Here is a 24,553-nt window from a genome sequence, read left to right as displayed (position 1 = left end):
ATATTAGATGAGATTGCAAATATAACGCCAACATCAAAAAAGCCATGCAATGCATGGCTTTTAAATTTTTTATTTAAGCTTATAAACCTAACTTTGTTCGTCGCGCATAAATACCGGCTCAAGCTCTTTAACTGTTGCCTCTGGGCTAAAGTAATAACCTGCTACCGTAAACTCTTTAAGTTGGCTTAACTGCGTTACTTTATTTTCGATAATGTAGCGCGCCATCATGCCGCGTGCTTTTTTAGCGTAAAAGCTAATTACTTTGTATTGACCGTTTTTACAGTCTTTAAAGTGTGGGGTAATAATTTGTGCATTAAGCACTTTTTTATCTACCGCTTTAAAATATTCGTTTGAAGCAAGGTTAACTAAATATTGTGCATCTTGCGCTTTTAATACCTCGTTTAGTTTGTTCGCTATTACGCTGTCCCAAAACTCGTATAAGTTTTTGCCTCGCGAGTTTTCAAGCTTGGTGCCCATTTCAAGACGGTAAGCTTGCATTAAATCAAGTGGTTTTAATAAGCCGTATAAACCCGAAAGGATACGTAAGTGGTTTTGTGCGTAATCAAGCTCGCTAGCTTTAAGCGTACTTGCATCTAAACCGCCATATACATCGCCATTAAAGGCAAGTGCGGCTTGTTTAGCATTACTTTGTGTAAACGGCTGTGCCCACTCACTAAAGCGTGCTGCGTTAAGCCCAGATAGCTTGTCGCTAATTTTCATTAAACTGCCAATTTGCGCTGGTGTTAGTTCACGGCATACTTTCATGAGCTCTTCGCTGTGCTCTAGTAATTCAGGCTGAGTGAACTTGTCTGTTGCGGGTGGCGTTTCGTAATCAAGATTTTTTGCAGGTGAAATAACAGTGATCATAGTTAGCTATTGACTTGTAATTTATTTAGTGTCAATTTCAACATTAAATGAAACGAAAAGCACGTTTTGTTTAAATAAATCCTCTCTTAATAACCCATGCATTGCCGTTTTTTTATTGATCAGGACATAAGACCTATCAAGCATTGTCACACTGTTGCAGTATGGATTGTATATATTAAGAGTGATTAGATTTTTCTTTTAACTTGCTTGGAATGAGGAAAGCAAATGACTTCAGCTCTACAAAGGCTAAAACAACATTCATCTATTGTGGCCGACACTGGTGATATTGAAGCTATTAAAAAGCATCAACCAGAAGATGCAACTACAAACCCGTCACTTTTATTAAAAGCGAGCGAGATTGAAGCATATAAGCCTTACCTAGATAAAGCTTGGAGCTACGCAAAAGAAACCGAGCAAGAGCCTGCTAAACAACTTGAACTAGCTTGTGATTACTTTGCCGTATTACTTGGTAAAGAAATTAGCGAGATTGTACCTGGTTATATTTCTACTGAAGTAGATGCACGCCTTTCGTTTAATACACAAGCTACAATTGATAAAGCACATACCCTACTTAGCCTTTACGAAAAAGAAGGTGTAAGCAAAGACAAAATTTTAATTAAAGTAGCGTCTACATGGGAAGGTATTAAAGCCGCTGAGCAGCTAGAAAAAGAAGGCACTAAATGTAACCTTACTTTATTATTTAGCGATGCCCAAGCCCGTGCTTGTGCTGATGCAAACGTATTTCTAATTTCGCCATTTGTTGGCCGTATTTTAGATTGGCACGTTGCTAACGGTATGGAAAAACCAACCGATCCGCTACAAGATCCAGGTGTTCAGTCTGTACGCAGCATTTTTGAATTTTACAAACGCCATGACTACAAAACAGTTGTGATGGGTGCAAGTTTCCGTAATACAGGCGAAATTATTGCACTTACAGGTTGTGACAAGCTAACTATTAGCCCTAATCTTTTAGAAGATTTAGGTAACCTTGAAGGCGCACAAGAATATTTGCTTGAAAGCGATGTTCCACAAGAGCCAAAACCAGAGCCACTTACAGAAGCACAGTTCCGTTGGTTACATAACCAAGATGCTATGGCTACTGAAAAACTAGCTGAAGGTATTCGCTCTTTTGCTGATGCACAAGAACAACTAGAGGCGCGCTTTAAAGCAATGTAATTTGCTATAATCGTGTTTTAAAAAACGTCGCAATAGCGGCGTTTTTTTATGCCTAAAATACGCTACTCCTCCATATAATCTTTGTATAAACCTTCATCAACTCATCACATCCCCGTAACATAACTGTCACTTTTTTGTTCTATTTTAGTTATGCCTGTGGTATAGGTATTCTTGAGGTCAATAAAATCAATAGGAGAAGTTCATGGATAGCCTAAACGATATATTAGAGATATTAGAAGGACCAGATACAACAAGGAAAACCTCCCAGAAAAATAAAAAAAGAAAATGGCGTGAAATAGAAGCAATAAAAGACAAACAACGCCTACGTAAAGAACTACAAGAACTAGACTACTTTGCAGACAGTATTGCGATTGAAGAGCTCGATTTTTAATTCAATACGCCCCAACTAAACAAAAAGGCTTCCATAATATGGAAGCCTTTTTTAATGCGCTGAAAAGAGCTGCATGAGATAAATTTATTATTCAGAGCCCTGGTTATTTACACCTGCCAGTTAATCGGTTTTTCATCTTGGGCTTGTAATAGCTCATTCGTTTTTGAAAAATGCTGACAGCCAAAAAAGCCTCTATGCGCCGAAAGCGGCGATGGGTGCGGCCCTTTTAAAATATGATGGCGAGCGCTATCTATGCCTTTACCTTTTTTTTGTGCATGTGCACCCCATAAAATAAATACCACACCTTCGCAGTGCTTATTAATATGCGCTATTACATTATCGGTAAATTGCTCCCATCCTAAATGCTTGTGAGAATGCGCTTGCCCTTGCTCAACGGTCAATACTGTATTGAGTAGAAATACACCCTGATCTGCCCAACTTTGCAGGTACCCGTGTTCAGGAACAGCAAAACCGCTGATATCGGTAGCTAACTCTTTGTACATATTTTTAAGCGACGGCGGCAGCTTTTTTACATCAGGCAATACCGAAAAACACAAGCCATGCGCTTGCCCTTCTCCGTGGTATGGGTCTTGTCCTAAAATTACAACGCGGATGTCATTTAGTGCTGTGGCATCAAAAGCCCTAAATACTTGAGGTTCAGGCGGATAAACAGCAACACCTTCATTGCGGCGATTAGCCACATACTCTAACGTTTGCTGCATGTAAGTTTGCTGTAATTCACTTTCTAAAAATGTAGCCCAATTGCTCATTGTGTACTCTTAATCTGTTTACGTGATGCGTCTATTTTATCACACATATCCGCGAGTCCATCTAGCATGCGCGGGGTAAAACGATGTAATAAATCGGCATTTACGCTAATAAATTGATCATTTTTAACTGCTGGTACTTCTGGCCACTTTTGCCAATTAACAATCGGCTGTGGTGTTTTTGATTTTTCATCAGGGATAATAATAACTTGTGGCTTAGTAACAATGACATTTTCGATACTAATTTGCGGGTAATCTGTAATGCTTTGTGCAAATACATTACTTACATGGCATGTTTCAATCAGTTGGCTTATCCACGTATTTTTACTTACTGTCATCATGGGCTCAGCCCATAACTGATAAAATCCGGTAATATTTTTTTTATCTTGCTGGCTTTTAACAATACCATTTAGCTTATGTTTAAATGCATTTGCCGCTTGCTGGCTTTGCTTAATGTTCCCTGTAAATTCACCAAAAGTAAGTAACTCGTCGGCTACACCAGCGATTGTGGTCGGGTTACTTAAATATACTTTTATACCTAAACGCTCTATTTGGGCTAAATCTTCGCTTTGGTTTCCGCTTTTCCACGCAATTACTAAATCAGGTTTAAGCGCTAACACTTTTTCAAGTGAGATACCGTAATAACCCCCTATGCGCTCAATACTTTGGGCTTCACTTGGGTAGTCGGCGTAATCAACCGTGCCCACAATATTATCGCCCGCCCCTATGACAAATAGGTTTTCGACTATATGTGGTGCAAGCGCGATTATTCGCAGTTTTTTAGAATCATTAGCCTGCTCTGCAAGTGCACTGCCCGATACACAAAAAAGCAGCCCCCCAATAAAAAACGCTTTAAACATTAGTAATCAAATCCTTCTAGCGCTTTTATGCCTGAGTCGAATGCATGTTTTACATTACGCACTTCGCTTACCGTGTCGGCAAGGTCGGTTAAAGTACGATGTGCTGCACGCCCTGTGATAATAACTGACTGCATTGGCGGGCGGTTATTAAGGGCTGTTACTACTTCATCTAAATCAACATAGCCGTATGTCACCATATACGTAAGCTCATCGAGTAATACTAAATCAATACTGCTATCAGCAAGCATGCGTTTTGACTCTTGCCATGTTGCTTGGGCGGCTGCGGTATCGGCTTCTTTATTTTGTGTATCCCAGGTAAAACCGGTGTTCATTACAACAAATTCAACGCCTGCACTTTGTAATAAATTACGCTCGCCACACTCCCACGTACCTTTAATATATTGGCAAACAGCTGCTTTTTTACCATGTCCAACGCAGCGTGCTACAACGCCAAAGCCCGAGGTTGATTTGCCTTTACCATTACCGGTAATTACCTGAAAAATACCTTTTACATCTTGCGCTGCCGCAACACGTGCATCCACTTGTTCTTTTACTTTTTGTTGGCGCTGCTTATGCTTATCGTTGTTTTGTTCAGTCATTATTGTGCCCTTCATAAATCGAAATAATTTGCTGTATGTTTAAATGCGTTTCGCACATGGTTGCTAATCGTTCTAACTGCTGCTCGCGGTGAGCGGCAATACTAATTGGGTTAATTGAGGCGCTTGGTTTTACCCATTTTAAAATTTGCGATGTAGCATCGGCTTCATCAAATAAGCCATGTAAATAAGTGCCCGCAATGGCGTTATCATCGCTAATAAAGCCATCAAACGTAAAGCCATGTGGGTGGCTTTCATCAAAGGTTAAAAATGGCTTATTAAGCGCTGCACCTTGGCTAATCCCTGCATGTATTTCGTAACCACTACAGGGTGTTGATTGGTTATTTAAAAGCAGTGTAGCGGTTATTTTAGTTAATACTTTTTGTGTTGTTAGCGTGGTTTCAAAATCGCACAGAGCAAGCCCATTTACTTGCTTTAATGATGACTCAATACCCTCGGGATCGTTGAGCGTATTGCCCAGCATTTGCATGCCGCCACAAATGCCAAGTACTTTACCACCATAGCGTAAGTGGCGTTTAATTTGAGTGTCCCAGCCTTCATTTTTCAAAAAGGTTAAATCGCCCAGCACGTTTTTACTGCCTGGAAGAATTATCAGATCAACGTCTGGGATCGTTTGCGTATGGCGCACGTAATTTATATTAATGTTTGGGTGCAAACGCAGTGCGTCAAAATCGGTGTGGTTACTAATGTGGGGAACAAGCAGCACTGCAATATTAATTGAGGCGTTGGTTACGTTATTATCAATTGCGACGGCGTCTTCAGCATCAAGCGCAAGGTCGTGTAAATAAGGTAATACGCCAAGTACGGGTTTGTTTGTGTATTCTTCAAGCCAATCAAGCCCGCCTTGCAGCAAACCTATATCGCCTCTAAAGCGGTTTATAACAAAGCCTTTTACGCGCGCCTGTTCTGACTCGCTTAACAACGCAAGCGTACCTACCAAATGTGCAAATACGCCACCTTTATCAATATCAGCAATTATAATTACTGGGCAATCTACCTCTTCGGCGTAACCCATATTGGCAATATCGTTTTCACGCAGGTTTATTTCAGCAGGGCTACCTGCCCCTTCAACGAGGAGTAAATCAAAGCGTTTAGCTAAGCGGTTATGTGAGGTAATTACTGCATCCATCGCCACTTTTTTATAGTCGTGATATTTGCCCGCTTCCATATTACTAATGGCTCTTCCGTGAATAATCACTTGTGCACCAGTATCGCTATTAGGTTTAAGTAAAATAGGATTAAAGTCTATTTCGGACTCTACTTTAGCTGCTATTGCTTGCAAAGCTTGCGCACGACCAATTTCGCCGCCATCTTTTGTTACTGCGCTATTAAGTGCCATATTTTGTGGTTTAAAAGGCGCAACCTTTACCCCTCGCTTAGCAAACACCCTGCAAAGGGCAGCAACTAAAGTGCTTTTACCAGCATCTGATGTAGTGCCTTGCACCATTAAGGTTTTCATGGAATTACACCCTTCGCTTTCTAAAAAACAATAAACTCAAAAAGAACACGCTACCAATAGCTGCAGTAATAACACCTACGGGCAGTTCTTGGTTTTTCAGCAATGAGCGCGAAAGTACATCAACCCACACCATAAATGTACCGCCCACCAAGCTGGTTACCAGTAAGCCAGCGATGGTGCCTTGGGATATAAAAAAGCGCACAATGTGCGGTACCATTAATCCTACAAACCCAATACCACCACACATAGCCACCAGCACAGCGGTAATTAATGAGCTTAAAACTAGCATAAGTATTCTAAAGCGCTGGACCCTGACACCTAATGTAATTGCGCTTTCATCGCCAAGTAACATGGCATTGAGTTGTCTTCTAAAGCTCAGCATTACAAACGTACACAATGTAATTACCAATAAAGGCAACCAAAGCGTAGCCCACTGCGCACGAGCAAAGCTGCCCAGTGTCCAAAATAAAATAGCGGCTACCGCCTGAGGGTCACTCCAATAAAGCAACAAACTGGTAAACGCACTAAATAAAAACGACAGAGCAACGCCAGCTAATAGCATTGATTCTACCTGTGCACTTTGCTGCCTACCTGCAATAAGAATTAATAAACTCATAGCGAGTAAGCTACCTAATAACGCTGCTGCCGATAACATAAAACCTGCACTAATACCTGCTAGCGCCATAAGTAACACCACGCCAAATGAGGCACCCGACGATATACCAAATAAGTAAGGGTCGGCTAGGGGGTTGCGCGTTACCGTTTGCAAAATAAGCCCCGCAATGGCTAAGCCAGAGCCTGCTAAAAAAGCGAGTAATGTGCGTGGCATTCTTAGTTCAAAAATAATACGCGTATTAAAAGAGGCATCATTTGAGAGCAAAAAACTATTAAGTACATCTTGTAGTGAGGTCTCTGCTGCGCCAAAACTAAGTGCTGCAAATAAGCTAAATAAAGCAGCTGCAGCACTTATAAATAGCGCAAGTGATTGGCGAGTATTAACTGTGCTCATATTATTTGTAACCATAAAAGTAAGTGATATGAGGAATGTTATTTCCCGACTTCGATATTTGCGGGTGGTTATTTACTTGAGCGCAGACACCAAAAACCTCACCTAGCATGTTTTCGGTTAATACCTCACTTGGCGCACCTGAATGCGTAATTTCACCATTTTTAATAACCACTAGTTCATCGCACATTGCAGAGGCTAAGTTTAAATCATGAAACGATGCAAACACCGTTACACCCAACGATTTAGCAAGCTCCATCACCTGTATTTGGTATTTAACATCTAAATGGCTAGTTGGCTCGTCCATTATTAACAGTTGAGGTTGCTGAACTATGGCGCGGGCTATCAAGGCACGTTGCTTTTCACCGCCTGAGAGTGATTCAAAGCTTTGATCACTATGATCTACTAACCCAACGGTATTGATAGCTTGAATAACTTTTTGTTTATCAGTGTTAGTTACTGAGCTAAATAGCGATTTATGAGGCGTTAGCCCAAGCGCAATAACATCAAATACGCTTAAGTTAAATTGCGACGGGGTTTCTTGTAAAACAACCGCTACTTTTTTTGCGTACTCATCGCTTTTTAGCTGCCAAATATCTGTGCTGTTAAATTCTACAACGCCATTACTTGGTTTATTAAAACGATATAGACAACGCAATAAGCTCGATTTACCTGCGCCATTGGGACCAATCAAACCAACAAATTTACCTGTGGTTATTTTAAGGTTTATTTTTTTGAGAATCGTTTTATTGCCAATATCCCACGATACGTTTTTAACGTTTAGCAATGGTGTATTTAATGGCGTTTGAGTGTGCAATAGTCAGTCCTAGACGGGATTAAACTCACTAAAAATGCGATAAAAATACTAATGCACTACAAGAAAAAATGAGTAAACCCGCTCGTTAAAAGAATTCATACCAATTGCATTAAATTAGTGATTTATTATAGCGACAAATAAATAGCTTAATAACAAGGCGGAAATTATGACATATACTTGTTCTATATGAATAATTTTTAACGAAGTTAGTAAGTTATTTAATTCGCTAGAAAGATCATGTTTTTAATAAAATTGGTATTATACCATTTGTATCTGACTTAAAGCTTTGCGCTAATTACAGTTGCGGGAACAGTCGAGGACTCGCACCTCATTCCAAATGAAGCTCTATTATGGGCGGCTAAGTAAATAATTTAAAGCAAAAAAAAACCGCACTCAAAAGAGCGCGGTTAAAAAGGGAGTGTTTTAACTAATTTAGCGAATAGTTAAAACTTGTATTCCATACCTAAGCCTACGTAGTCTTGGTCAACGTTGTTGTCCATGTCGAAGCTTGAGTAAAAGCCAAATACTTTAATGTTTTTATTTAATTTGTGATCAAGACCAACTGATATTGCTGACTTATCGTCGCTGTCGTCAAAGTCCATGTCTTGGTATTGTACTTTAAATGTGTTGTTACCCATGCTGTAAGCTGCATTTAATAGATAACCATCCGCTTCTGCGCTGCCGTCAACTTTTTCTTGTGTTTGGTACATTGCGCCCAGTTTAAAGTTTTCAACTTTACCTTGGATTGATGCACGCACTACATCGTAGCCATTTACTTCGCTATCGGCTGCAATAGAGGCGTATACCGCGCTCTTTTTAAGTGCCACGTCGCCGTATGTCACCGCCATTGAATAACCGTTATCAGCGTCTACATCATCTTCGGCTACAAAAGTAGCAAGTACTTTAAAGCCTTCGTATGAGTTTGATGAATAACTAACTGTATTTCCTAAGCGGTTTTCACCTTTAAATACATTTTTAATGTCGCCTTCAAGGTCGTTAAATAAATCCAACTTGCCTTGAGATTGCTTAAGCGCAGTATCGTTACGACCAATAACCACTTGGCCAAACGCACCTTTTAAACCAACGTATTGGTTACGCGCAGAAATGTTATCGTCGTTATCGCCTTTTGAATCAGCATCAGACACATCAACTTGAAACTCAAACTTATATACCGCTTCTAAACTATCATTTATTTTTTCAGAACCTTTAACACCAAGACGAGATGCATTACTTTTTATCTCAGTAAAAGACCCTTCGCCATCATCTGATGATTGCACTGTTACATTCGCTTTACCGTAAATGTCTACGTCGGCAAGTGCATTAAAAGATAAACCACTTAATAGTGCTAAGCATAAGCTCGATTTTACAAATTTCATGTTATTTCCTTGGATAATCACAAAAGACTAATTTTTAAAACTGCTGCATTTTGTCACCGCTAAATGACAGTAATATTACAATGGAAATATTAATGTCTTTTTTTATTAATAAAAATGCATTAAATTTGAAATCAAAATAACATGAAAGCCTAATAAACGGCCGAACTTACTTACTTTTCTTTAATGACAAGCTTGGCGTCATTTGCGATAGTAAATTAACTAAGGTTTCTATTAACTCTTTTTGCTCGTTGTCTCTGTGATACGCTATAAACACGTCTCGCGAGGTATTTTCTACATCTTTAACATGAAACAGTTCACCTTTTTCTAAATGCCCTTCTACCAATACTTGAGGTATAAATGCACTGCCGCCACATTGCAGTATTAAATCAAGTGCAATACGTCCTGTGCTAGTTCTAAAGTAAGGTGGCGTTTTTCCTGTAAACTGGCGTGCATGCCAAAGAGAAAAAGTAGTTCCCCAATCAACATATACATACTGATTATCAAAAAAGTTTTCGTTGGTTGCTGTGTCATATCCGCTTACAGGAATGATTGGCAACTCACAAATTCGCTCTACTACTAACTCGTCTACTTTTGGTGGATCAAACAATATTGCCAAATCAAGCGTGCGCTCTAATAATAGTCGAGTGCTTTCTTGTTGTGCTTTAACTTCTGCAACCAACGACACGCCCGGCATCGCCGATACAATATTTGTTATACCAAACTGTAAAAAAGCATCCCAAATATTAGGCGTTCCTGCTAAGCTAATTTGCTTATGCATATTATCGGCAAGCGCAACATCTACTTTGGCGCGCTGCATACCTGTAATAATCATTTGCGCGTGCGGTAATAAGCGCTCGCCAGGTGCTGTAAGTTGAATGTTATTACGCTGGCGAATAAACAAATTAACACCAAGCCCTTGCTCTAATTGGCGAATTCTAAAGCTCACTGCAGACTGCGTAATATAAAGGTTTTCGGCCGCTTTACCAAAGTGACGCGTACGCACTACCTCAACGAATGTTTTTAATAAATCGATATCCAATTTTTTATCCTCACGATAAAAATAATTTGTTTAATAAATTGCCAAACTTGCATCATACTCCATCTAATTACTAAGGTATGAGGATAAAGCTATGAGCAATAACATTTCATTACTACGCCAAGCATTTGTTAGCCAACGTCAATTTTATGATGATCAAAACTTTCCACGAGGCTTTAGCCGCAGCGGAAACTTCACCTTATTAGAAGCCAGCATACTTGAACAACACGGAGTTGTTTTAAAAGGCTTATACAGTAAAACAATTGAGCCGCAAAACGAACACCAAGAACAGTTTGTAGCAGTCGTAACTGGCTCACAAGAACCTACTAACCCAATCGAACGAGCTTGGGTAAAATACTTAAAGCTAACGACCTGTAAAACTAAATTTCATACTTTATTTGGCCGTTCAAAAATGTCAGGGCCAGCACCAATTAGCCAAGAGTATTATTCAGAAGCGGATAACCTGTAAGTACTTAAGTTATTTGCTTTTTTGCGTTTTAACAGTTACAACTTGTATAAGCAAATATTTTTGCAAAATATAAACAAGGTGTTACGTGACGCGAAAAATACTAATAGTTGAAGATACACCTGCAATGGCGCGAGTGCAAAAGCACATCGCGCTTAAAGCAGGTTATGAAGTTGATATAGCTGAGTCATTAGCACAAACAAAAGAGCTTATAAGTAAAAATAGCTACTTTTGTGCTGTAGTCGACTTTATATTACCTGATGCCCCATCTGGTGAAGCAGTACCGTGTACTGTTAAGGCTGACATTCCAACTATTGTAATGACGGGTAATATTGATAAACAAACCCGCGATACAGTCGAAAAATATCCAATCATTGATTATATCATTAAAGAAAACAAACAAGCGTATCAATACCTCGAAAGACAATTACTTAGATTAACTCGCAACGAAAATGTAAAAGTGCTTGTTGTTGATGATTCTGCATCTACACGTACTTACATTTGCAGCTTGCTTGCACGTCATAAATATCAAATTCTACAAGCCGAAGACGGTATAGAAGCACTAGCCGCGCTTGAAGCCTCACCTGATATATCTGTAATTATTACTGATAACGAAATGCCAAACATGAATGGTGATGAACTATGCACTGAAATTCGTCGTTTATATGACAACGATGAAAAAGTGATTATTGGTGTTTCTGCCGCAGACTCGTCTGATTTATCAACGTTGTTTTTAAAAAATGGTGCAAACGACTACCTTCGTAAACCTTTTTATAATGAAGAGTTTTATTGTCGTCTAAGCCAAAACGTCGATATGTTAGAGCTCATGGCCACAATAAAACGGCAAGCTAACACTGATTATTTAACTAATTTACCTAATCGCCGTTACTTTTTTGAAGAAACCAATAAGTCACTTAAAAAGATTAAAAGTAAGCAAGGTTCAGGATCCTTAGCAATGCTTGATATTGATCATTTTAAAGTGATTAATGACACACACGGACATGATGTAGGCGACGAAGTATTAAAAGGGCTTTCTATTTGCTTTAGTAAATATTTTAAAAAGTATTTAGTAGCGCGTTTAGGTGGTGAAGAATTCGCAGTGTACTTTGCCGACACTGATAAACAAGAAGCACTAAAAAGGCTTGAAGGTTTTAGGTATTTTATAGAAATGAATAGCCAAGAATTTAGTAAAGCTAAAATTAAATTTACTATCTCTATTGGCTTCTCAAACGGGCCTGTTTATCAAATTGATGAACTATTAAAACAGGCCGATTTAAAACTTTACGATGCTAAAGAATCTGGTCGTAATAAAGTAGTTAGTTAACCATTTTATTAGTTAATTATACTTCTGCGGCTGTAATCGCCGCTTTTTTACGTTTACGTGATTGATGATAAGAATCCCAACTAAAAATAGCTAATGCACTCCAAATACATGCAAACGTTACTACACGCTCCGCATCAAAAATTTCACCGTAAAACACCACTGCCAATATAAACATTAGGCTTGGTCCAATGTACTGAAAAAAACCAAGTGTAGTGTATTGTAAGCGCTTAGCTGCACCGGTAAAACACAGCAGGGGTAATGTAGTTACAATACCGGCACTAATCAGTAATGCATTTGTATGCCAATCGTTGGCTGGGAGGCTTGATGTTGCTGTAGGCACCATTAACCACCAATAGATGAGTGCAACAGGCAGTAATATAAGTGCTTCAAGTAAAATACCAGGCAGAGCTTCAACAGGTAACTTTTTACGTATTAAACCATAAAGCGCAAACGATATAGCCAATGAAAATGCAACTACCGGAAACGAGCCAAAACTAATTAGCTGCAGTACAACACCACTAAAGGCAAGTGCTACTGCTACGCCTTGAAACTTACGCAGGCGTTCACCTAAAAAGAGCATTCCCAGCAATACATTTAAAAGAGGGTTTATGTAATAGCCCAAACTCGCATCAAGCATATGGTTATTATTTATAGCCCATATAAATAAACCCCAGTTAAACCCAAGCAGTGCAGAGGTAATGACAAGCATAAGCAAAAGCTTAGGCTGAACAATGATGCGTTTTACTTTGTCCCAATACTTTAAAATACTTACTACCAGTACTAAAAATACAACCGACCAAACAACCCGATGCATTAAAATTTCAAAGGCAGTAACATGCTGAATTAACTTAAAGTATATTGGCGCAAGACCCCACATAAAAAAAGCAAGACAAGCAAAAATAGCACCTTTACGCTGCTCGGTATCAATCGACATAATAAACACTTAGTGATTTAAAAGGCCGCTAGTTTACTTGCCACGCGCGTTTTATCCAACTAAATACGTACCGGTTCCAAAAGCAATTTGAACAGACTGTTCGTTATGTAATTCCATTCTGCATACACATACTTTATTACCTGAACGAATAAGTGTTGCGCTGGCAGTAAAGCTCTCTCCTTTACCAGGGCGCAAATAATCAGTACGTAAGTCGATAGTCCCAAGCGTGGCTAATTTTGTTTGCACACTTGTGATATCTAAATCGGTGAGTTTATCAATTACACTTGCTGCAGCGAGCATACCGCCTACATTATCAAGTACGGCTGAAATAACACCACCATGGAGTATTTTTTGCGCAGGATTACCAATTAGTACATCCTGCCACGGGAACGTAATTTTGGCCTGTTCAGGGCTTAACGACTCAACCGATATTTGTAAAAACTGGTTAAACGGCATGCCATTTACAAATAACGCGCCTACTTGTTCAATTAACATTTCTTTATTCATTATTATTCTCTATGTCAAAACAGGTAAGATGAGTAAAACATACATAGTGTAAAACTACGAGACTCCACTTAAATAATTTATCAAGTAACTCAGCTAAAGACATCTCACTAAAAAACCACTAAAATACCCGCCAATGAATACATCAACTCCACCTTCTAGCACCCTTGTGCGTAAACCCGAAACTGTCCTCAAACAAGTGTTTGGCTACAGTGAATTTCGCGACGGTCAAAAAGCAGTTATTGATGCCGCTATTAACGGTCAAGACTCGCTTGTATTGCTTCCTACTGGCGGCGGAAAATCGGTGTGCTACCAAATCCCTGCTTTAGTACTCGAAGGCGTAACCATTGTTATATCTCCGCTTATATCGCTAATGCAAGATCAGGTAACGCAACTGCAAGCTCTTGGGGTAAAAGCCGCTTACGTTAATAACAGCTTAGCACGAGAAGAACAGCAATTGGTGTATCAACAGCTTCATCAGGGGCAAATTAAGCTCTTATATGTGGCGCCTGAAAAAGTATTACAACACGAATTTTTAGAGCGTTTATCGCATTTAAATGTGAGTTTATTTGCTATTGACGAAGCGCACTGTGTGTCGCATTGGGGTCATGACTTTAGACCTCATTACTTTCGCTTAAACGAATTAAAGCAACGTTTTGCACATGTCCCAATGATGGCATTAACCGCCACCGCCGATAAAGCCACACGGTTTGATATAGTTGAGCAATTAAAACTACAACAGCCTTATATTCATACTGGCAGCTTTGATCGCCCCAATATTCGTTACACCATAGAAGAAAAATTTAAACCTATGGTGCAATTGCTTCGCTACCTAAAGGAGCAAAAAAGCCAAAGCGGTATCATTTATTGCACCAGCCGTAAACGCGTAGACGACATTGCCGAAAAATTGGCTGATGCAGGGTTAAACGCTGCCGCTTACCATGCTGGTATGAGTAATGAGCAACGACAGTTTGTTCAAACTGGTTTTGCCCGTGACGATATTCAAATAGTGGTCGCAACCGTTGCCTTTGGTATGGGTATAAATAAGCCTAACGTGCGTTTTGTACTGCATTACGATATTCCAAAAAGTATAGAGTCTTACTATCAAGAAACAGGTCGAGCTGGGCGAGATGGACTTGCCGCAGAAGCTATAATGTATTTTGACCCAGCTGATATAGGTCGCGTAAGGCGCTTTTTTGAAGACATAGACGACGAGCAACGCCGCCGCGTAGAAGAACAACGCTTTAACGCAATGGCAAGCTTTGCCGAAGCGCAAACATGTCGTCGTCAAATATTACTTAACTACTTTAGTGAATATCAACGCGAACCTTGTGGCAACTGCGATATTTGCTTAAATCCGCCAAAAAGCTTTGATGGTACGTTAGTCGCCCAGCAAGCACTTTCGTGTGTGTACAGAGCGGGACAACGTTTTGGACTTGGTTATATTGTTGAATTACTTCGCGGTGCAAATACTAGCCGCATACGCGATAATAATCATCATGAGTTAAGTACCTACGGCATAGGTAAAGATAAAAGCAGTGAGTTTTGGCTCAGTATTTTACGCCAGCTTATTCATCAAGGCTTACTTAGCCAAGATATAACACAAGGTGCGTCACTTAGATTAACAGAAGCCGCGCGTGTAATTTTAAAAGGTGAATACGCACTGCAATTAGCCGAGCCACGCCTGCAAGCCAAACACGTTTATCAAGATAAGTTAGCGCAATTTAATTACGACAAAAAACTGTTTGCTCGCCTGCGCGCACTTCGTAAAGAACTTGCTGATGCCGACGATGTGCCACCTTATGTAGTATTTAATGATAAAACGTTAGCCGAAATGGCGCAGCTTATGCCAACAAACGACAGTGAATTTTTAAAGGTCTCAGGTGTTGGTTTTACTAAGTTAAATAAGTACGGCGGCGAATTTTTAACGGCAATTCGACATTACCTAGCTACTAATTAAGAGCATTATGACCCAAATAGAATATGACCACGCTCACAAATTCATTTTAATTACACCAGTCGAGCCTCCACACGATGAAGACTTTGAACTGTGGAGTACACTCTTTTTACACTCAAATGACATAACCATCAACGAATACTCTGCAGGCGCCGATCGTCATCAAGTTCGTTTTACTTATAATCACCATACCTTTAACTTAAACTACGAACATTACAGTCAAAGTGTCTGGATTAATGGCGAAGGTGCTGAAGCAGAACACTTATTAGCTGCACTTGCCTTTTATTTAGGCTAATTTTAAACGTCAAATTTACCTAAGCAGTCTTCATTAACAAAAGTGAAAACGGGTAACAATTAATTAGTTTCAAAATCCATACCTTTTACTTACATTATAATAACAATGATGTAAGCTGATATTACGATAGTCATTTGCTACGTTGCAGTAAAGAGGTTTAATGGTGAACAAGAAATGGATAGCACAATGTTGTATTAGCTTAACGGTTTTAAGCTTTTATGTGCCAAATACATTCGCACAACAATCTTCAACGAAAACTGATAACTGCCTTGTAGAACAGACAGATTTAAGCACAAATAAAAACTTACGCCGAGAAGTTCAAGACAAAACAACCCTCACACACAGTAATAGTAACGCTAAAATAGCCTCAATAAAGCTCAAGCAACTTAATGTATTTAATACTGAGCTTGAAGAGGAAAATAATGCCTTATTCCGATTTGCTAATCGCGCTCATATTCAAACAGAGCCCGATGTTATTAATAACCTTTTATTATTCTCCCCTGGTGACAAGTACGACGCTAAAAAGCTTGCAGAGTCTGAGCGCCTACTTCGTAAAGAAAGCTACTTATATGATGCACAAATTAGTGCAATCGAAAACTGCGACGGTGACGTTAATGTAGAAGTGGTTACCCGTGATTTATGGACACTTTTACCTGAAGTAAACTTTAGCCGTAGCGGCGGAGAAAATAAATCAAGTATAGGTTTTAGAGAATCAAACCTGCTTGGTTGGGGGAAGCGCCTTTCTTTGTCACGCACGACTGACAGCGATCGTAGCGGTTATTTATTTGTTTACGACGATCCTAATATTTTATCTACTCGCTACCGCGGCCGTTTAGAGTACGCTGATAACAGCGATGGCAAGCGCCATTTACTTGAGCTAACCTATCCATTTTACGCGATAGACACCCCTTTTAGTTACGGTATTTTAAGCTATTCTGAGCAGCGCGAAGAGTCACTATATAAACGCGGCGAAGAGTTTAGCGAATTTGATCAAACTACTGATTTAAACCGTGCATTTATAGGACACTCTAAAGCGCTTAATAATAATTGGACCCAACGCTTAACCTTAGGTTATACCGACGAGCAGCATACCTTTGAAGCTATAGACACTACATTTGCACCACTTGCCGATGACAGAAGTTTAAGTTATCCCTTTATAAGCGGCCATTGGTTTGAAGATAACTACATAAAAGTACGCAATTTTGACAGTATATCTCGCACTGAGGATTTAAACTTAGGTTGGAATATTAAAAGCTTAATTGGCTATTCAGACGAATCATTAAGTAATGACGACAGCCGCGCAGTGTATTCATTTAACTTCAAAAAAGCCCACTTTACTAACGATAATACCTTATGGCGTTTTAGTGCTGATATTGATGGCTATTGGAATAAAGAACAGAAAAAACTCGAAAATTTTATGGCCACCAGCCAAGTACAATATTATTTAAATACCAGTGAAGACCAATCTTGGTATGTTAAAGCCCGCGTGCAATACGCCAAAAACCTGACTGCTGATCAACAGCTTACTTTAGGTGGCGAAACAGGCCTGCGTGGTTACCCGATGGATTATCAACATGGCGACCGCAGCTTTTTAGTTAATTTAGAAAAGCGCTATTACTGGGAGTACGATTTACTACAACTATTTAAAGTGGGTGGCGCAGCTTTTGTAGATGTAGGCAGAGCATGGTTTAACGATGAAGATAACGGTGAAAATGCACATGTATTGAAAAATGTAGGCGTTGGTCTGCGTTTGGCACCGAGTCGTGCAAACTCAGGAACCATGATCCACATTGATATTGCCGCCCCTGTTGATAGCTACGACGATGTAGACTCAGTCCAGTGGCTAGTAAGCGTTAAAAACACTTTTTAAATAATACAAACACGTTAAACTAATACCAATTGCATTAAATTGTTATGAAAGTTCAGGACCTAATGTGGAAATAATAGAAGTTTTAGAATTGTTTGCATCACAATATAAGTTAGTTGTAACTATAATCGCTATTTTGGTTTTCCCTCTTCTATTAAAAATAACCAAAAAACTACTCGAAAAAGCGATTAAAGGCAAAGTAGATTTACACCGAAAATACCGTGCAGAGCTTTTACTAAAAATTATACTCGCCTTTGTAGTACTGTGTTTGGTTTTAGTATTTTGGGGTATAGAGCTGCGTGGTTTATTGGTTTTAGGCTCTTCTTTATTTGCCATGTTAGGGGTAGCACTTTTTGCCGCCTGGTCATTATTGAGTAACCTCACCGCATTTTTACTGATGTTTATTCAAAACGATTGCCGCGTTGGTTATTGGGTACGAATTATTGATGGTGCGAATCATGTTGAAGGGCGCATTGTTGAAATGGGCTTAATGAATGTAGTACTTGAACATATTGATGGGCACCGTGTAATTTACCCTAACAATTTATTTGTGACACGCCCTGTCATGGTTTTAAATAAAGAACCAAAGCCAACTAAAACCCCTGTTATAAAGCGTATTATTGGTCCTAAAAAAACATAGTTTAAAAAATCATATTCACAAAAAAGCCGCAGTAGTCAAAATACCTACTGCGGCTTTTTAATGCTTAACTAGCGAAAATTAAGACTAGGGCGTGTTGACCTTTGATGGTTGAATTTGCAGCAGTATGTTTGGTTTTTAGGCAAGGCAGAACCTATGAAGTGTGGTTACTCCCCATAAATAGGCGATAACGCAGCATAAATGCCAAACATGCGCTGCCCTTCGGGTTCTGCCTAGGGGCGATAAACTCTTTGTGACTCGGTTTTTACTTATTCTTACATGGATGTAAGCCATTAGAATAACGCAGGAGCAGTTATCGAGCCCACTAGGTTACAAACCTCGCGCCGCGATTTAATCGCCCCTAGATTGAACAAATTTCAATCCGCAAAGTTAAACACCCCTAGCTATTAGTTATTTAGTTCAGCTGTTTTAAGCTCGTCATCTAAATCATTTATTTCATCAATAAAGTTCTCTAGTTGCTGCTCTACTAAACTATTGTCATTTGCAAAGTAAGCAAGGTGGAAAACCGCGTCACCTTCATTTACTAATGGCATAGTTTGCTGACCAATAACAATCCCACCCTTAGGTGCTAAAAGTTCAAGCTCAGAGTCGCCTAATGGGCTACTAATATAAGCAAGTACTTGCCCTTTAGTCACATGCTCACCTAGTGATACTTGTGCACGCACAATGCCATCAACCTCTGCACGTATCCAACTAGTCGAACCGGCAATGATAGGATCTGGTAACTTTTTAGGACGCTTGCCACGGATCATTTTTAAATGACGCATAACATAATCAACACCCTGCACACCTGCCGCAATAGCTATAGGATCAAAACGCAGTGCTTCACCTGCTTCATAGGTTATAACCGGTATACCTAGGTTTGCAGCTTCACTTCGTAATGAACCATTACGCAATGACGCATTTATTACCGCTGGTGTACCAAATGCTTTAGCCATATCAGCCGTTGCTTCATCTTCTAAATTAGCGCGAATTTGCGGTAAGTTAGTTCGATGAATAGCGCCAGTATGTAAATCAATAATGTGAGTACAATGTACTGCCACTTGATTAAAAAACATATAAGCCATACGCCCAGCAAGTGAGCCACGCTCAGAACCTGGGAAACTACGGTTCATATCGCGTCGGTCTGGTAAATAACGCGATTTATGAATAAAGCCAAACACATTCACAATAGGCACAGCTATTATCGTACCACGCAGTTGGCTTGGGTCTATTTTAGCAATTAACTGACGCACAACTTCTACGCCATTTAGCTCATCACCATGAATCGCCGCACACACCATAAGCACAGGACCTTCCATTACACCGTTAACCACTTCAATAGGAATATTAAGTGGTGAATGGGTATAAAGTTTAGCTGCCTCTAAGGCAAGTGTTTTACGCTCGCCTACGCCTACACTCTCTCCTAATAAGGAAAAAGGACGGTTAATTTTAACCTTTGCCACGTGTTGCTGTTCCTTTACTTGAAGCATTTTTTTCGATGAAATCAATCACCATGCCTGCAATGTCTTTACCTGTTGCTATTTCAATGCCCTCTAAACCTGGTGATGAGTTAACTTCCATCACAAGTGGTCCACGAGATGAGCGAAGTAAATCAACTCCCGCTACGTTTAAGCCCATTGATTTAGCCGCTGCTACTGCCGTTTTACGTTCTTCTGGAGTAATGCGAACTAACGTAGCGCTACCACCACGGTGAAGGTTAGAGCGGAACTCACCTTCTTGTGCTTGGCGCTTCATAGCTGCTATTACTTTATCGCCTAGTACAAAACAACGTATATCCGCGCCACCTGCTTCTTTAATGTATTCCTGAACCATAATATTAGCTTTTAAGCCCATAAATGCTTCAATAACACTTTCAGCCGCTTTGCGTGTTTCAGCAAGTACAACACCAATACCTTGTGTGCCTTCAAGTAATTTAATTACAACAGGTGCACCGCCTACCATTTCTAGTAAGTCTTTTACATCATCTGGTTTGCTCGCAAAACCTGTTACTGGCATACCAACGCCTTTGCGCGAAAGTAACTGAAGTGAGCGTAATTTATCGCGCGAACGAGAAATAGCGACTGATTCGTTTACTGGGTAAACACCCATCATTTCAAACTGACGAAGTACCGAACAGCCATAAAATGTAACCGATGCACCAATACGCGGGACGATTGCGTCAAATTCTTTTAAGTTTTCACCGCGATAGTGAATTTCTGGTTGCTCCGAGTTTATATTCATATAGCAGCGTAATGCATCAATCACCTTAACTTCGTGACCGCGTGCTTCTGCCGCCTCAATTAAGCGACGTGTTGAATATAGTTTTCTGTTGCGAGATAAAATACCGATTTTCATAGTTAAACCTTACGACCTAATAGTTGAGATAAAGCCGGGTCAACGACTATACGATTTTCCATGGCTGTACGCCCTAATAACATTCTAAACTTCATTGTTGCACGGCTTGTTAAAGTAAGCTCTATCGGCCAACTATGCTCGCCTGCATGCAATGTCGTTTCTATAAAGTAGCGTAACTCTTTTTGCCCACTTGAGCTGGTTACGTACTTCATTTTTTTAACTTTTGCCTTGCAAGTGACTTGCGTTTGCTCATCATCTTGCAATGGTTGGGCCGTAAATTTAACCCATTTCTCTGAGTCAACTTCGTATTCTTCAATGTTAATTGCATGAATACATGAAGTGCGAGCGCCTGTATCAATTTTTGCTTTTATATCGTTAATACCAAGCTCAGGTAAACTTAACCACTCACGCCAACCAACTGTAATCTTTGCTGTCATAAATGTGCCCTTAATAAAAAAGTGACTTATACGCTACAGGTAAAAAAACACCAACGAAATAAATTTATCTAGTCGATTAGTAAATTAAATTGATCTTTTTAAACAACTAGTCACACAATGCACGCCTTACTGAACAGTACTTTATGCTACTTTGCTCAGCCCCTAGGCTCTGCATTTATTTGGTTTTTCAAACTTAACTTATTAAAAATAAAGGTAAGTTTAAAATACTTAAGTAGATACACTATAGTTAACGGTATTAAAAATACACTATTATGAGAAATAATTATGATTAATGGTTTACTACATGCACTTGTACTTGATGGACAAGGCGGCGCTCGCCCTATTGAAAGCACGAATGAGCTAAATAGCTGGCAACCAAGCCACGGAAAACTTTGGGTGCACATGGACTATAGCCAAAGCGAGGCGGTTGAGTGGCTCAAGGCACAGCCTCACTTAAACGACTACGAATTAGACTCTTTAATTGCTGATGAAACACGACCACGTATTACAGCAACAACTAATGGGCACATGTTATTTTTACGTGGTGTAAATTTAAACCCAGCACAAAGCCCTGAAGACATGGTTTCAATTCGTTTATTTATTAGTGAAAATATCCTTATTACCACCCGTAAGCGCCGTTTATTATCGGTGCAAGATACGCTTGCGTGTTTAAATGAAAACAAAGGTCCATATAATATTTCTGAGCTAGTATGCTCCATTACACAAAAACTAACCTCTCGCATGCAAAGCGTTATTGATTCACTCGATGAAACACTCGATGAGTTTGAAGAAGAAATAGATGAACCTAGTAAAAGGTTTGATAACCAAGGTTTATCACAGTTACGCCGTCAAACAATTGCCTTAAAACGCTATTTAAAACCGCAAAAAGAAGCCCTTAGCTCAATGGTAAATAATCACTACTCCTGGCTGTTGGATGACGATAAAGCAAAACTTAATGAAACGACTAACTTACTTATTCGTTATTTAGAGGAGCTTGATAGCTCGATTGAGCGTGCGCAAATCATTCAGCAGACAATCACTAACCAAGTCTCTGAACAGTTAAACCAGCGAATGTATGTTATGTCAGTAGTAGCGGCACTTTTTTTACCGTTAGGCTTTTTAACTGGCCTGTTAGGTGTAAACGTAGGGGGTATTCCGGGTACCGAAAGCCCTTATGCATTTAGTGCTTTTGTCATATTTTTAATTGTGCTTACTGGCGGTATTGGTGTGTATTTTAAAAATAAAAAATGGCTATAAATTAAAGCAATTTTAGTATGGCCACTCAATTGAGTGGCCATGATTGAGTAGCTAATTAGTTAGTTTCTCGGGTATAACTAACATTTGTCATCGTTACTTTAGATTCTGTAATCCCTAAATCTTCAAAGCACTCTTTGAAAGAATCCGAATTACCCGATTCCCCACACTCATCCAATGTATCAGGGTCTTGTGATTGTAGGTAATTACCAAATTTAAAGTATGACTCTGAGTCATCTTCTACAGGTATACCAAATGAGCGACCTAGTGCGCTAACATCAACATCGCCATAATTATTTTCAACACGTAGAGTAAACGAGCCACCACTAGTAATAGTACCAAGGGCAAATTTTTCTTCGTTACCGCTTGTATTTCGCAGACGAACATAAACGTCAAAAATGCCATTTCCAGCTACACTGTCATCAAATCCAGATTCATCTGTATCTGAAACATACACTTTAGAAATTGTCCCGGTATCGCTAGCATGGTGCTGAGAGATAATTGTTTTACCACCATCTGACATTTCAACTTTTACAGTTGCCTCAAAAACCTCATAGGTTTCGGTCATTGCAACACGTGCACTTTCTTTAACTTTATATTCATGACGCCAGCCATTCCCGTTTGGAGTGATATGACGCGCTTCTAAAGGAACAAACTCCAAAGTATCGCTATTTACTAATGGATGAGGATCATTACCTTCAAGATCAAAAATACTACCGTTGGTGATGTTACTCGCTATACCAGAGCCACTACCCGTATCACCGCCGCCAGTATCACCACCTGTGTCTCCACCGCCAGAAGAACTACCCTTAGTTAACGAAAAGTCATCAAAACGAACATCGCTTGAACTCTTATCATGCTTAGCAAATACTTGTAGTGAACCAGTGTTAGCCGTGGTGAAAGTTTTAGATACTTTTGTCCATGAAGAAACATTGAATTTCTCACTTTTAAACAAACCATTAAGATCATTGATCCCGATTTGCCCCTTACCGAGTACATAGGCACTTAACATGTACTGAGTATTTCGATCTACATCTACATTTTGATAAACACGCCCTGGGCTACCTTGTATTTTCAGTGATTTAGAGCCTTTATACGAATCTGAAGATAGCGCTGCAGGCTCTGTTTCATTCCAATTACTCCAGCCACCTTCAAAACCTGAATTTTCAATCGAGGCAGCGTGCGCAAAAGAAGTACTTGCAGCAACTGCAGAGCAAATAAGTAACTTTTTAAATTTAACCATTATTTTTATTCCTTTAAACCTGAATAATAAGCAACCTTACAGCTTAGCTTGGCGATAAAAACCAAACCTAGATCGCATCATGTAAACAGACTTTTAAACCCAAAAAAATTGGTAACAACAAAAAAGAATTTTAAAAGAAAAAACCTTTAAATTGGCATTACCAAAACCATCACCTAACCGGCAAAACAAGGCTATATTTTTTATTACCAATATGTAAACAAGTTAATTGTTACCATGAAAACTATAAAACCTCTAAAGGGATATCTTTAAAATACAAAAAACATTTTAAAAACAACACTTTAAAAACGTATTGATTTCTATTTACACTATGTAATAAATTTTAAATTTAAGAAAATAGTAATACCTAAAATAAAAACCACTATTACCAATATTTAACGCAAAACTTAATACCTTATGAATAAACACCGTTATTTCCTGATAAAATTGTTACCAAAACAGACTGGTAATACCTGTTAAATTTAATTTAACTTTAGTTATAAAGATAAATTTGCATGACTAAAATTTAAAAATACGCGCTTATATAATTTAAAATTTCAAAATATTAGTACAAATAAATAATTAAAAGTAAATTTTATATGTGAGATTAACCTTTCAAATTAATAGGTGATGATGAAATTGAAATGCTAAACAGGTACTAATTTTGAGATTTCTTTGGAGTGAGTAACACTTTGTTGTCTATATGGATACAGGCTGTCTCTTGATCACAACTTTTCTGTCTGCTGAATTGATATTAACAATTCGGCAGATTCGACCATTCCTGCTAATTTCAACCACCCCTTCCAGAGTGCTTTTACGCCAACTCGACCATTTCTTTTACTGTCATACCACCCTCCCAATTTCGCTAAACTATAGTACAGCCAATGAAGAGACGGTACTTTATCCGG

24 protein-coding genes, 1 pseudogene and 1 riboswitch are annotated in these 24,553 nt (G+C 39.2%); of the genes and pseudogenes, 9 read left to right on the top strand and 16 right to left on the bottom strand.

The features are described 5' to 3' along the window. Window positions 1-87: 87 nt before the first annotated feature. The gene (yaaA, locus tag QL998_RS13945) at window positions 88-867 is read right to left on the bottom strand and encodes a peroxide stress protein YaaA (protein WP_290192901.1); all 780 of its coding nucleotides are present in this window, start codon (window positions 865-867) and stop codon (window positions 88-90) included. A gap of 225 nt (window positions 868-1,092) precedes the next feature. On the opposite strand from yaaA, the gene tal reads away from it, so the two are divergent. Together tal and QL998_RS13935 are read left to right on the top strand one after the other, a co-directional pair. Then, window positions 1,093-2,043 carry a transaldolase gene (tal, locus tag QL998_RS13940; RefSeq protein ID WP_024598990.1) on the top strand — a complete coding sequence of 317 codons (951 nt, stop codon included), beginning with the start codon at window positions 1,093-1,095 and terminating at the stop codon, window positions 2,041-2,043. Between the two features lie 202 nt (window positions 2,044-2,245). Next, complete coding sequence (locus QL998_RS13935) at window positions 2,246-2,434, top strand: DUF3545 family protein (protein WP_024596183.1); 189 nt, start codon at window positions 2,246-2,248, stop codon at window positions 2,432-2,434. 107 nt (window positions 2,435-2,541) lie between these two features. Here QL998_RS13935 and ung read toward each other — a convergent pair whose 3' ends face one another. The 8 genes from ung to QL998_RS13895 all read right to left on the bottom strand — a co-directional run bounded on the left by ung (window position 2,542) and on the right by QL998_RS13895 (window position 10,375). Then, a complete protein-coding gene (ung, locus tag QL998_RS13930; protein ID WP_290192900.1) occupies window positions 2,542-3,204 on the bottom strand; it encodes a uracil-DNA glycosylase in 663 nt (220 codons plus the stop codon). Beyond that, window positions 3,201-4,061, bottom strand: coding sequence for a cobalamin-binding protein (locus QL998_RS13925; RefSeq protein WP_290192899.1), 861 nt, complete (start codon window positions 4,059-4,061; stop codon window positions 3,201-3,203). Before QL998_RS13925 ends, ung begins: the two co-directional genes overlap by 4 nt. After that, window positions 4,061-4,660 (bottom strand): cob(I)yrinic acid a,c-diamide adenosyltransferase, encoded by a 600-nt coding sequence (cobO, locus tag QL998_RS13920; RefSeq protein WP_024604202.1) that lies wholly within the window; start codon window positions 4,658-4,660, stop codon window positions 4,061-4,063. The genes QL998_RS13925 and cobO overlap by 1 nt, the downstream gene beginning before the upstream one ends. Beyond that, window positions 4,653-6,137: a cobyric acid synthase gene (locus QL998_RS13915; RefSeq protein ID WP_290192898.1), complete on the bottom strand. Its 1,485-nt coding sequence runs from the start codon at window positions 6,135-6,137 to the stop codon at window positions 4,653-4,655. Before QL998_RS13915 ends, cobO begins: the two co-directional genes overlap by 8 nt. 4 nt (window positions 6,138-6,141) lie before the next feature. Beyond that, window positions 6,142-7,146 (bottom strand): iron ABC transporter permease, encoded by a 1,005-nt coding sequence (locus QL998_RS13910; protein WP_290192897.1) that lies wholly within the window; start codon window positions 7,144-7,146, stop codon window positions 6,142-6,144. A 1-nt stretch (window position 7,147) separates the two neighbouring features. After that, on the bottom strand, window positions 7,148-7,960 hold the full coding sequence (locus QL998_RS13905) for an ABC transporter ATP-binding protein (protein WP_290192896.1): 813 nt from the start codon (window positions 7,958-7,960) through the stop codon (window positions 7,148-7,150). A gap of 246 nt (window positions 7,961-8,206) precedes the next feature. Next, window positions 8,207-8,341: riboswitch (cobalamin riboswitch) on the bottom strand. Window positions 8,342-8,403: 62 nt separating this feature from the next. Continuing rightward, the gene (locus QL998_RS13900; RefSeq protein ID WP_002961381.1) at window positions 8,404-9,336 is read right to left on the bottom strand and encodes a porin; all 933 of its coding nucleotides are present in this window, start codon (window positions 9,334-9,336) and stop codon (window positions 8,404-8,406) included. A 166-nt stretch (window positions 9,337-9,502) separates the two neighbouring features. Beyond that, window positions 9,503-10,375: a LysR family transcriptional regulator gene (locus tag QL998_RS13895; protein ID WP_024596245.1), complete on the bottom strand. Its 873-nt coding sequence runs from the start codon at window positions 10,373-10,375 to the stop codon at window positions 9,503-9,505. A 91-nt stretch (window positions 10,376-10,466) separates the two neighbouring features. Between QL998_RS13895 and QL998_RS13890 the strand changes: the two genes are divergently transcribed. Further along, entirely contained in the window at window positions 10,467-10,841 is a 375-nt protein-coding gene (locus tag QL998_RS13890) for a DUF413 domain-containing protein (protein ID WP_002961378.1), read from the top strand. 85 nt (window positions 10,842-10,926) lie between these two features. Further along, on the top strand, window positions 10,927-12,162 hold the full coding sequence (locus QL998_RS13885) for a response regulator (protein WP_076925094.1): 1,236 nt from the start codon (window positions 10,927-10,929) through the stop codon (window positions 12,160-12,162). A 16-nt stretch (window positions 12,163-12,178) separates the two neighbouring features. Here QL998_RS13885 and rarD read toward each other — a convergent pair whose 3' ends face one another. Beyond that, a complete protein-coding gene (gene rarD, locus QL998_RS13880) occupies window positions 12,179-13,096 on the bottom strand; it encodes an EamA family transporter RarD (protein WP_024596242.1) in 918 nt (305 codons plus the stop codon). 51 nt (window positions 13,097-13,147) lie between these two features. After that, a complete protein-coding gene (locus QL998_RS13875; protein ID WP_024596241.1) occupies window positions 13,148-13,603 on the bottom strand; it encodes a thioesterase family protein in 456 nt (151 codons plus the stop codon). A gap of 133 nt (window positions 13,604-13,736) precedes the next feature. Between QL998_RS13875 and recQ the strand changes: the two genes are divergently transcribed. The 4 genes from recQ (at window position 13,737) to QL998_RS13855 (ending at window position 18,359) form a co-directional block, all read left to right on the top strand. Further along, window positions 13,737-15,560, top strand: a complete 1,824-nt coding sequence (gene recQ, locus QL998_RS13870) for a DNA helicase RecQ (RefSeq protein ID WP_024605058.1) — start codon at window positions 13,737-13,739, stop codon at window positions 15,558-15,560. Window positions 15,561-15,567: 7 nt separating this feature from the next. Beyond that, a complete protein-coding gene (locus QL998_RS13865; RefSeq protein WP_024605059.1) occupies window positions 15,568-15,852 on the top strand; it encodes a DUF3630 family protein in 285 nt (94 codons plus the stop codon). A 160-nt stretch (window positions 15,853-16,012) separates the two neighbouring features. Beyond that, complete coding sequence (locus QL998_RS13860) at window positions 16,013-17,722, top strand: BamA/TamA family outer membrane protein (protein ID WP_290192895.1); 1,710 nt, start codon at window positions 16,013-16,015, stop codon at window positions 17,720-17,722. A gap of 64 nt (window positions 17,723-17,786) precedes the next feature. Further along, complete coding sequence (locus tag QL998_RS13855; RefSeq protein WP_138489650.1) at window positions 17,787-18,359, top strand: mechanosensitive ion channel domain-containing protein; 573 nt, start codon at window positions 17,787-17,789, stop codon at window positions 18,357-18,359. A 404-nt stretch (window positions 18,360-18,763) separates the two neighbouring features. Here QL998_RS13855 and QL998_RS13850 read toward each other — a convergent pair whose 3' ends face one another. From QL998_RS13850 to QL998_RS13840, 3 genes are read right to left on the bottom strand one after another with little or no spacing between them, the layout of a single operon-like run. After that, window positions 18,764-19,822, bottom strand: coding sequence for a succinylglutamate desuccinylase/aspartoacylase family protein (locus QL998_RS13850; protein ID WP_024596237.1), 1,059 nt, complete (start codon window positions 19,820-19,822; stop codon window positions 18,764-18,766). Then, entirely contained in the window at window positions 19,809-20,714 is a 906-nt protein-coding gene (rimK, locus tag QL998_RS13845; RefSeq protein WP_002961977.1) for a 30S ribosomal protein S6--L-glutamate ligase, read from the bottom strand. Before rimK ends, QL998_RS13850 begins: the two co-directional genes overlap by 14 nt. A 2-nt stretch (window positions 20,715-20,716) precedes the next feature. After that, on the bottom strand, window positions 20,717-21,151 hold the full coding sequence (locus tag QL998_RS13840; protein ID WP_024596236.1) for an ATP-dependent zinc protease: 435 nt from the start codon (window positions 21,149-21,151) through the stop codon (window positions 20,717-20,719). A gap of 285 nt (window positions 21,152-21,436) precedes the next feature. On the opposite strand from QL998_RS13840, the gene QL998_RS13835 reads away from it, so the two are divergent. After that, the gene (locus QL998_RS13835) at window positions 21,437-22,408 is read left to right on the top strand and encodes a zinc transporter ZntB (protein ID WP_290192894.1); all 972 of its coding nucleotides are present in this window, start codon (window positions 21,437-21,439) and stop codon (window positions 22,406-22,408) included. Between the two features lie 55 nt (window positions 22,409-22,463). Here the strand turns inward: QL998_RS13835 and QL998_RS13830 are convergent, their stop codons facing one another. Together QL998_RS13830 and QL998_RS13825 are read right to left on the bottom strand one after the other, a co-directional pair. After that, window positions 22,464-23,648: a polysaccharide lyase family 7 protein gene (locus QL998_RS13830; RefSeq protein WP_290192893.1), complete on the bottom strand. Its 1,185-nt coding sequence runs from the start codon at window positions 23,646-23,648 to the stop codon at window positions 22,464-22,466. A 722-nt stretch (window positions 23,649-24,370) separates the two neighbouring features. Next, window positions 24,371-24,553: pseudogene (locus tag QL998_RS13825) on the bottom strand (hypothetical protein); the annotation flags it as partial.

Source organism: Pseudoalteromonas sp. APC 3691 (assembly GCF_030408135.1).
Taxonomy (GTDB): domain Bacteria; phylum Pseudomonadota; class Gammaproteobacteria; order Enterobacterales; family Alteromonadaceae; genus Pseudoalteromonas.
Note: the sequence above shows the minus strand (reverse complement) of the source record. Positions and strands in the feature narration are given on the sequence as shown.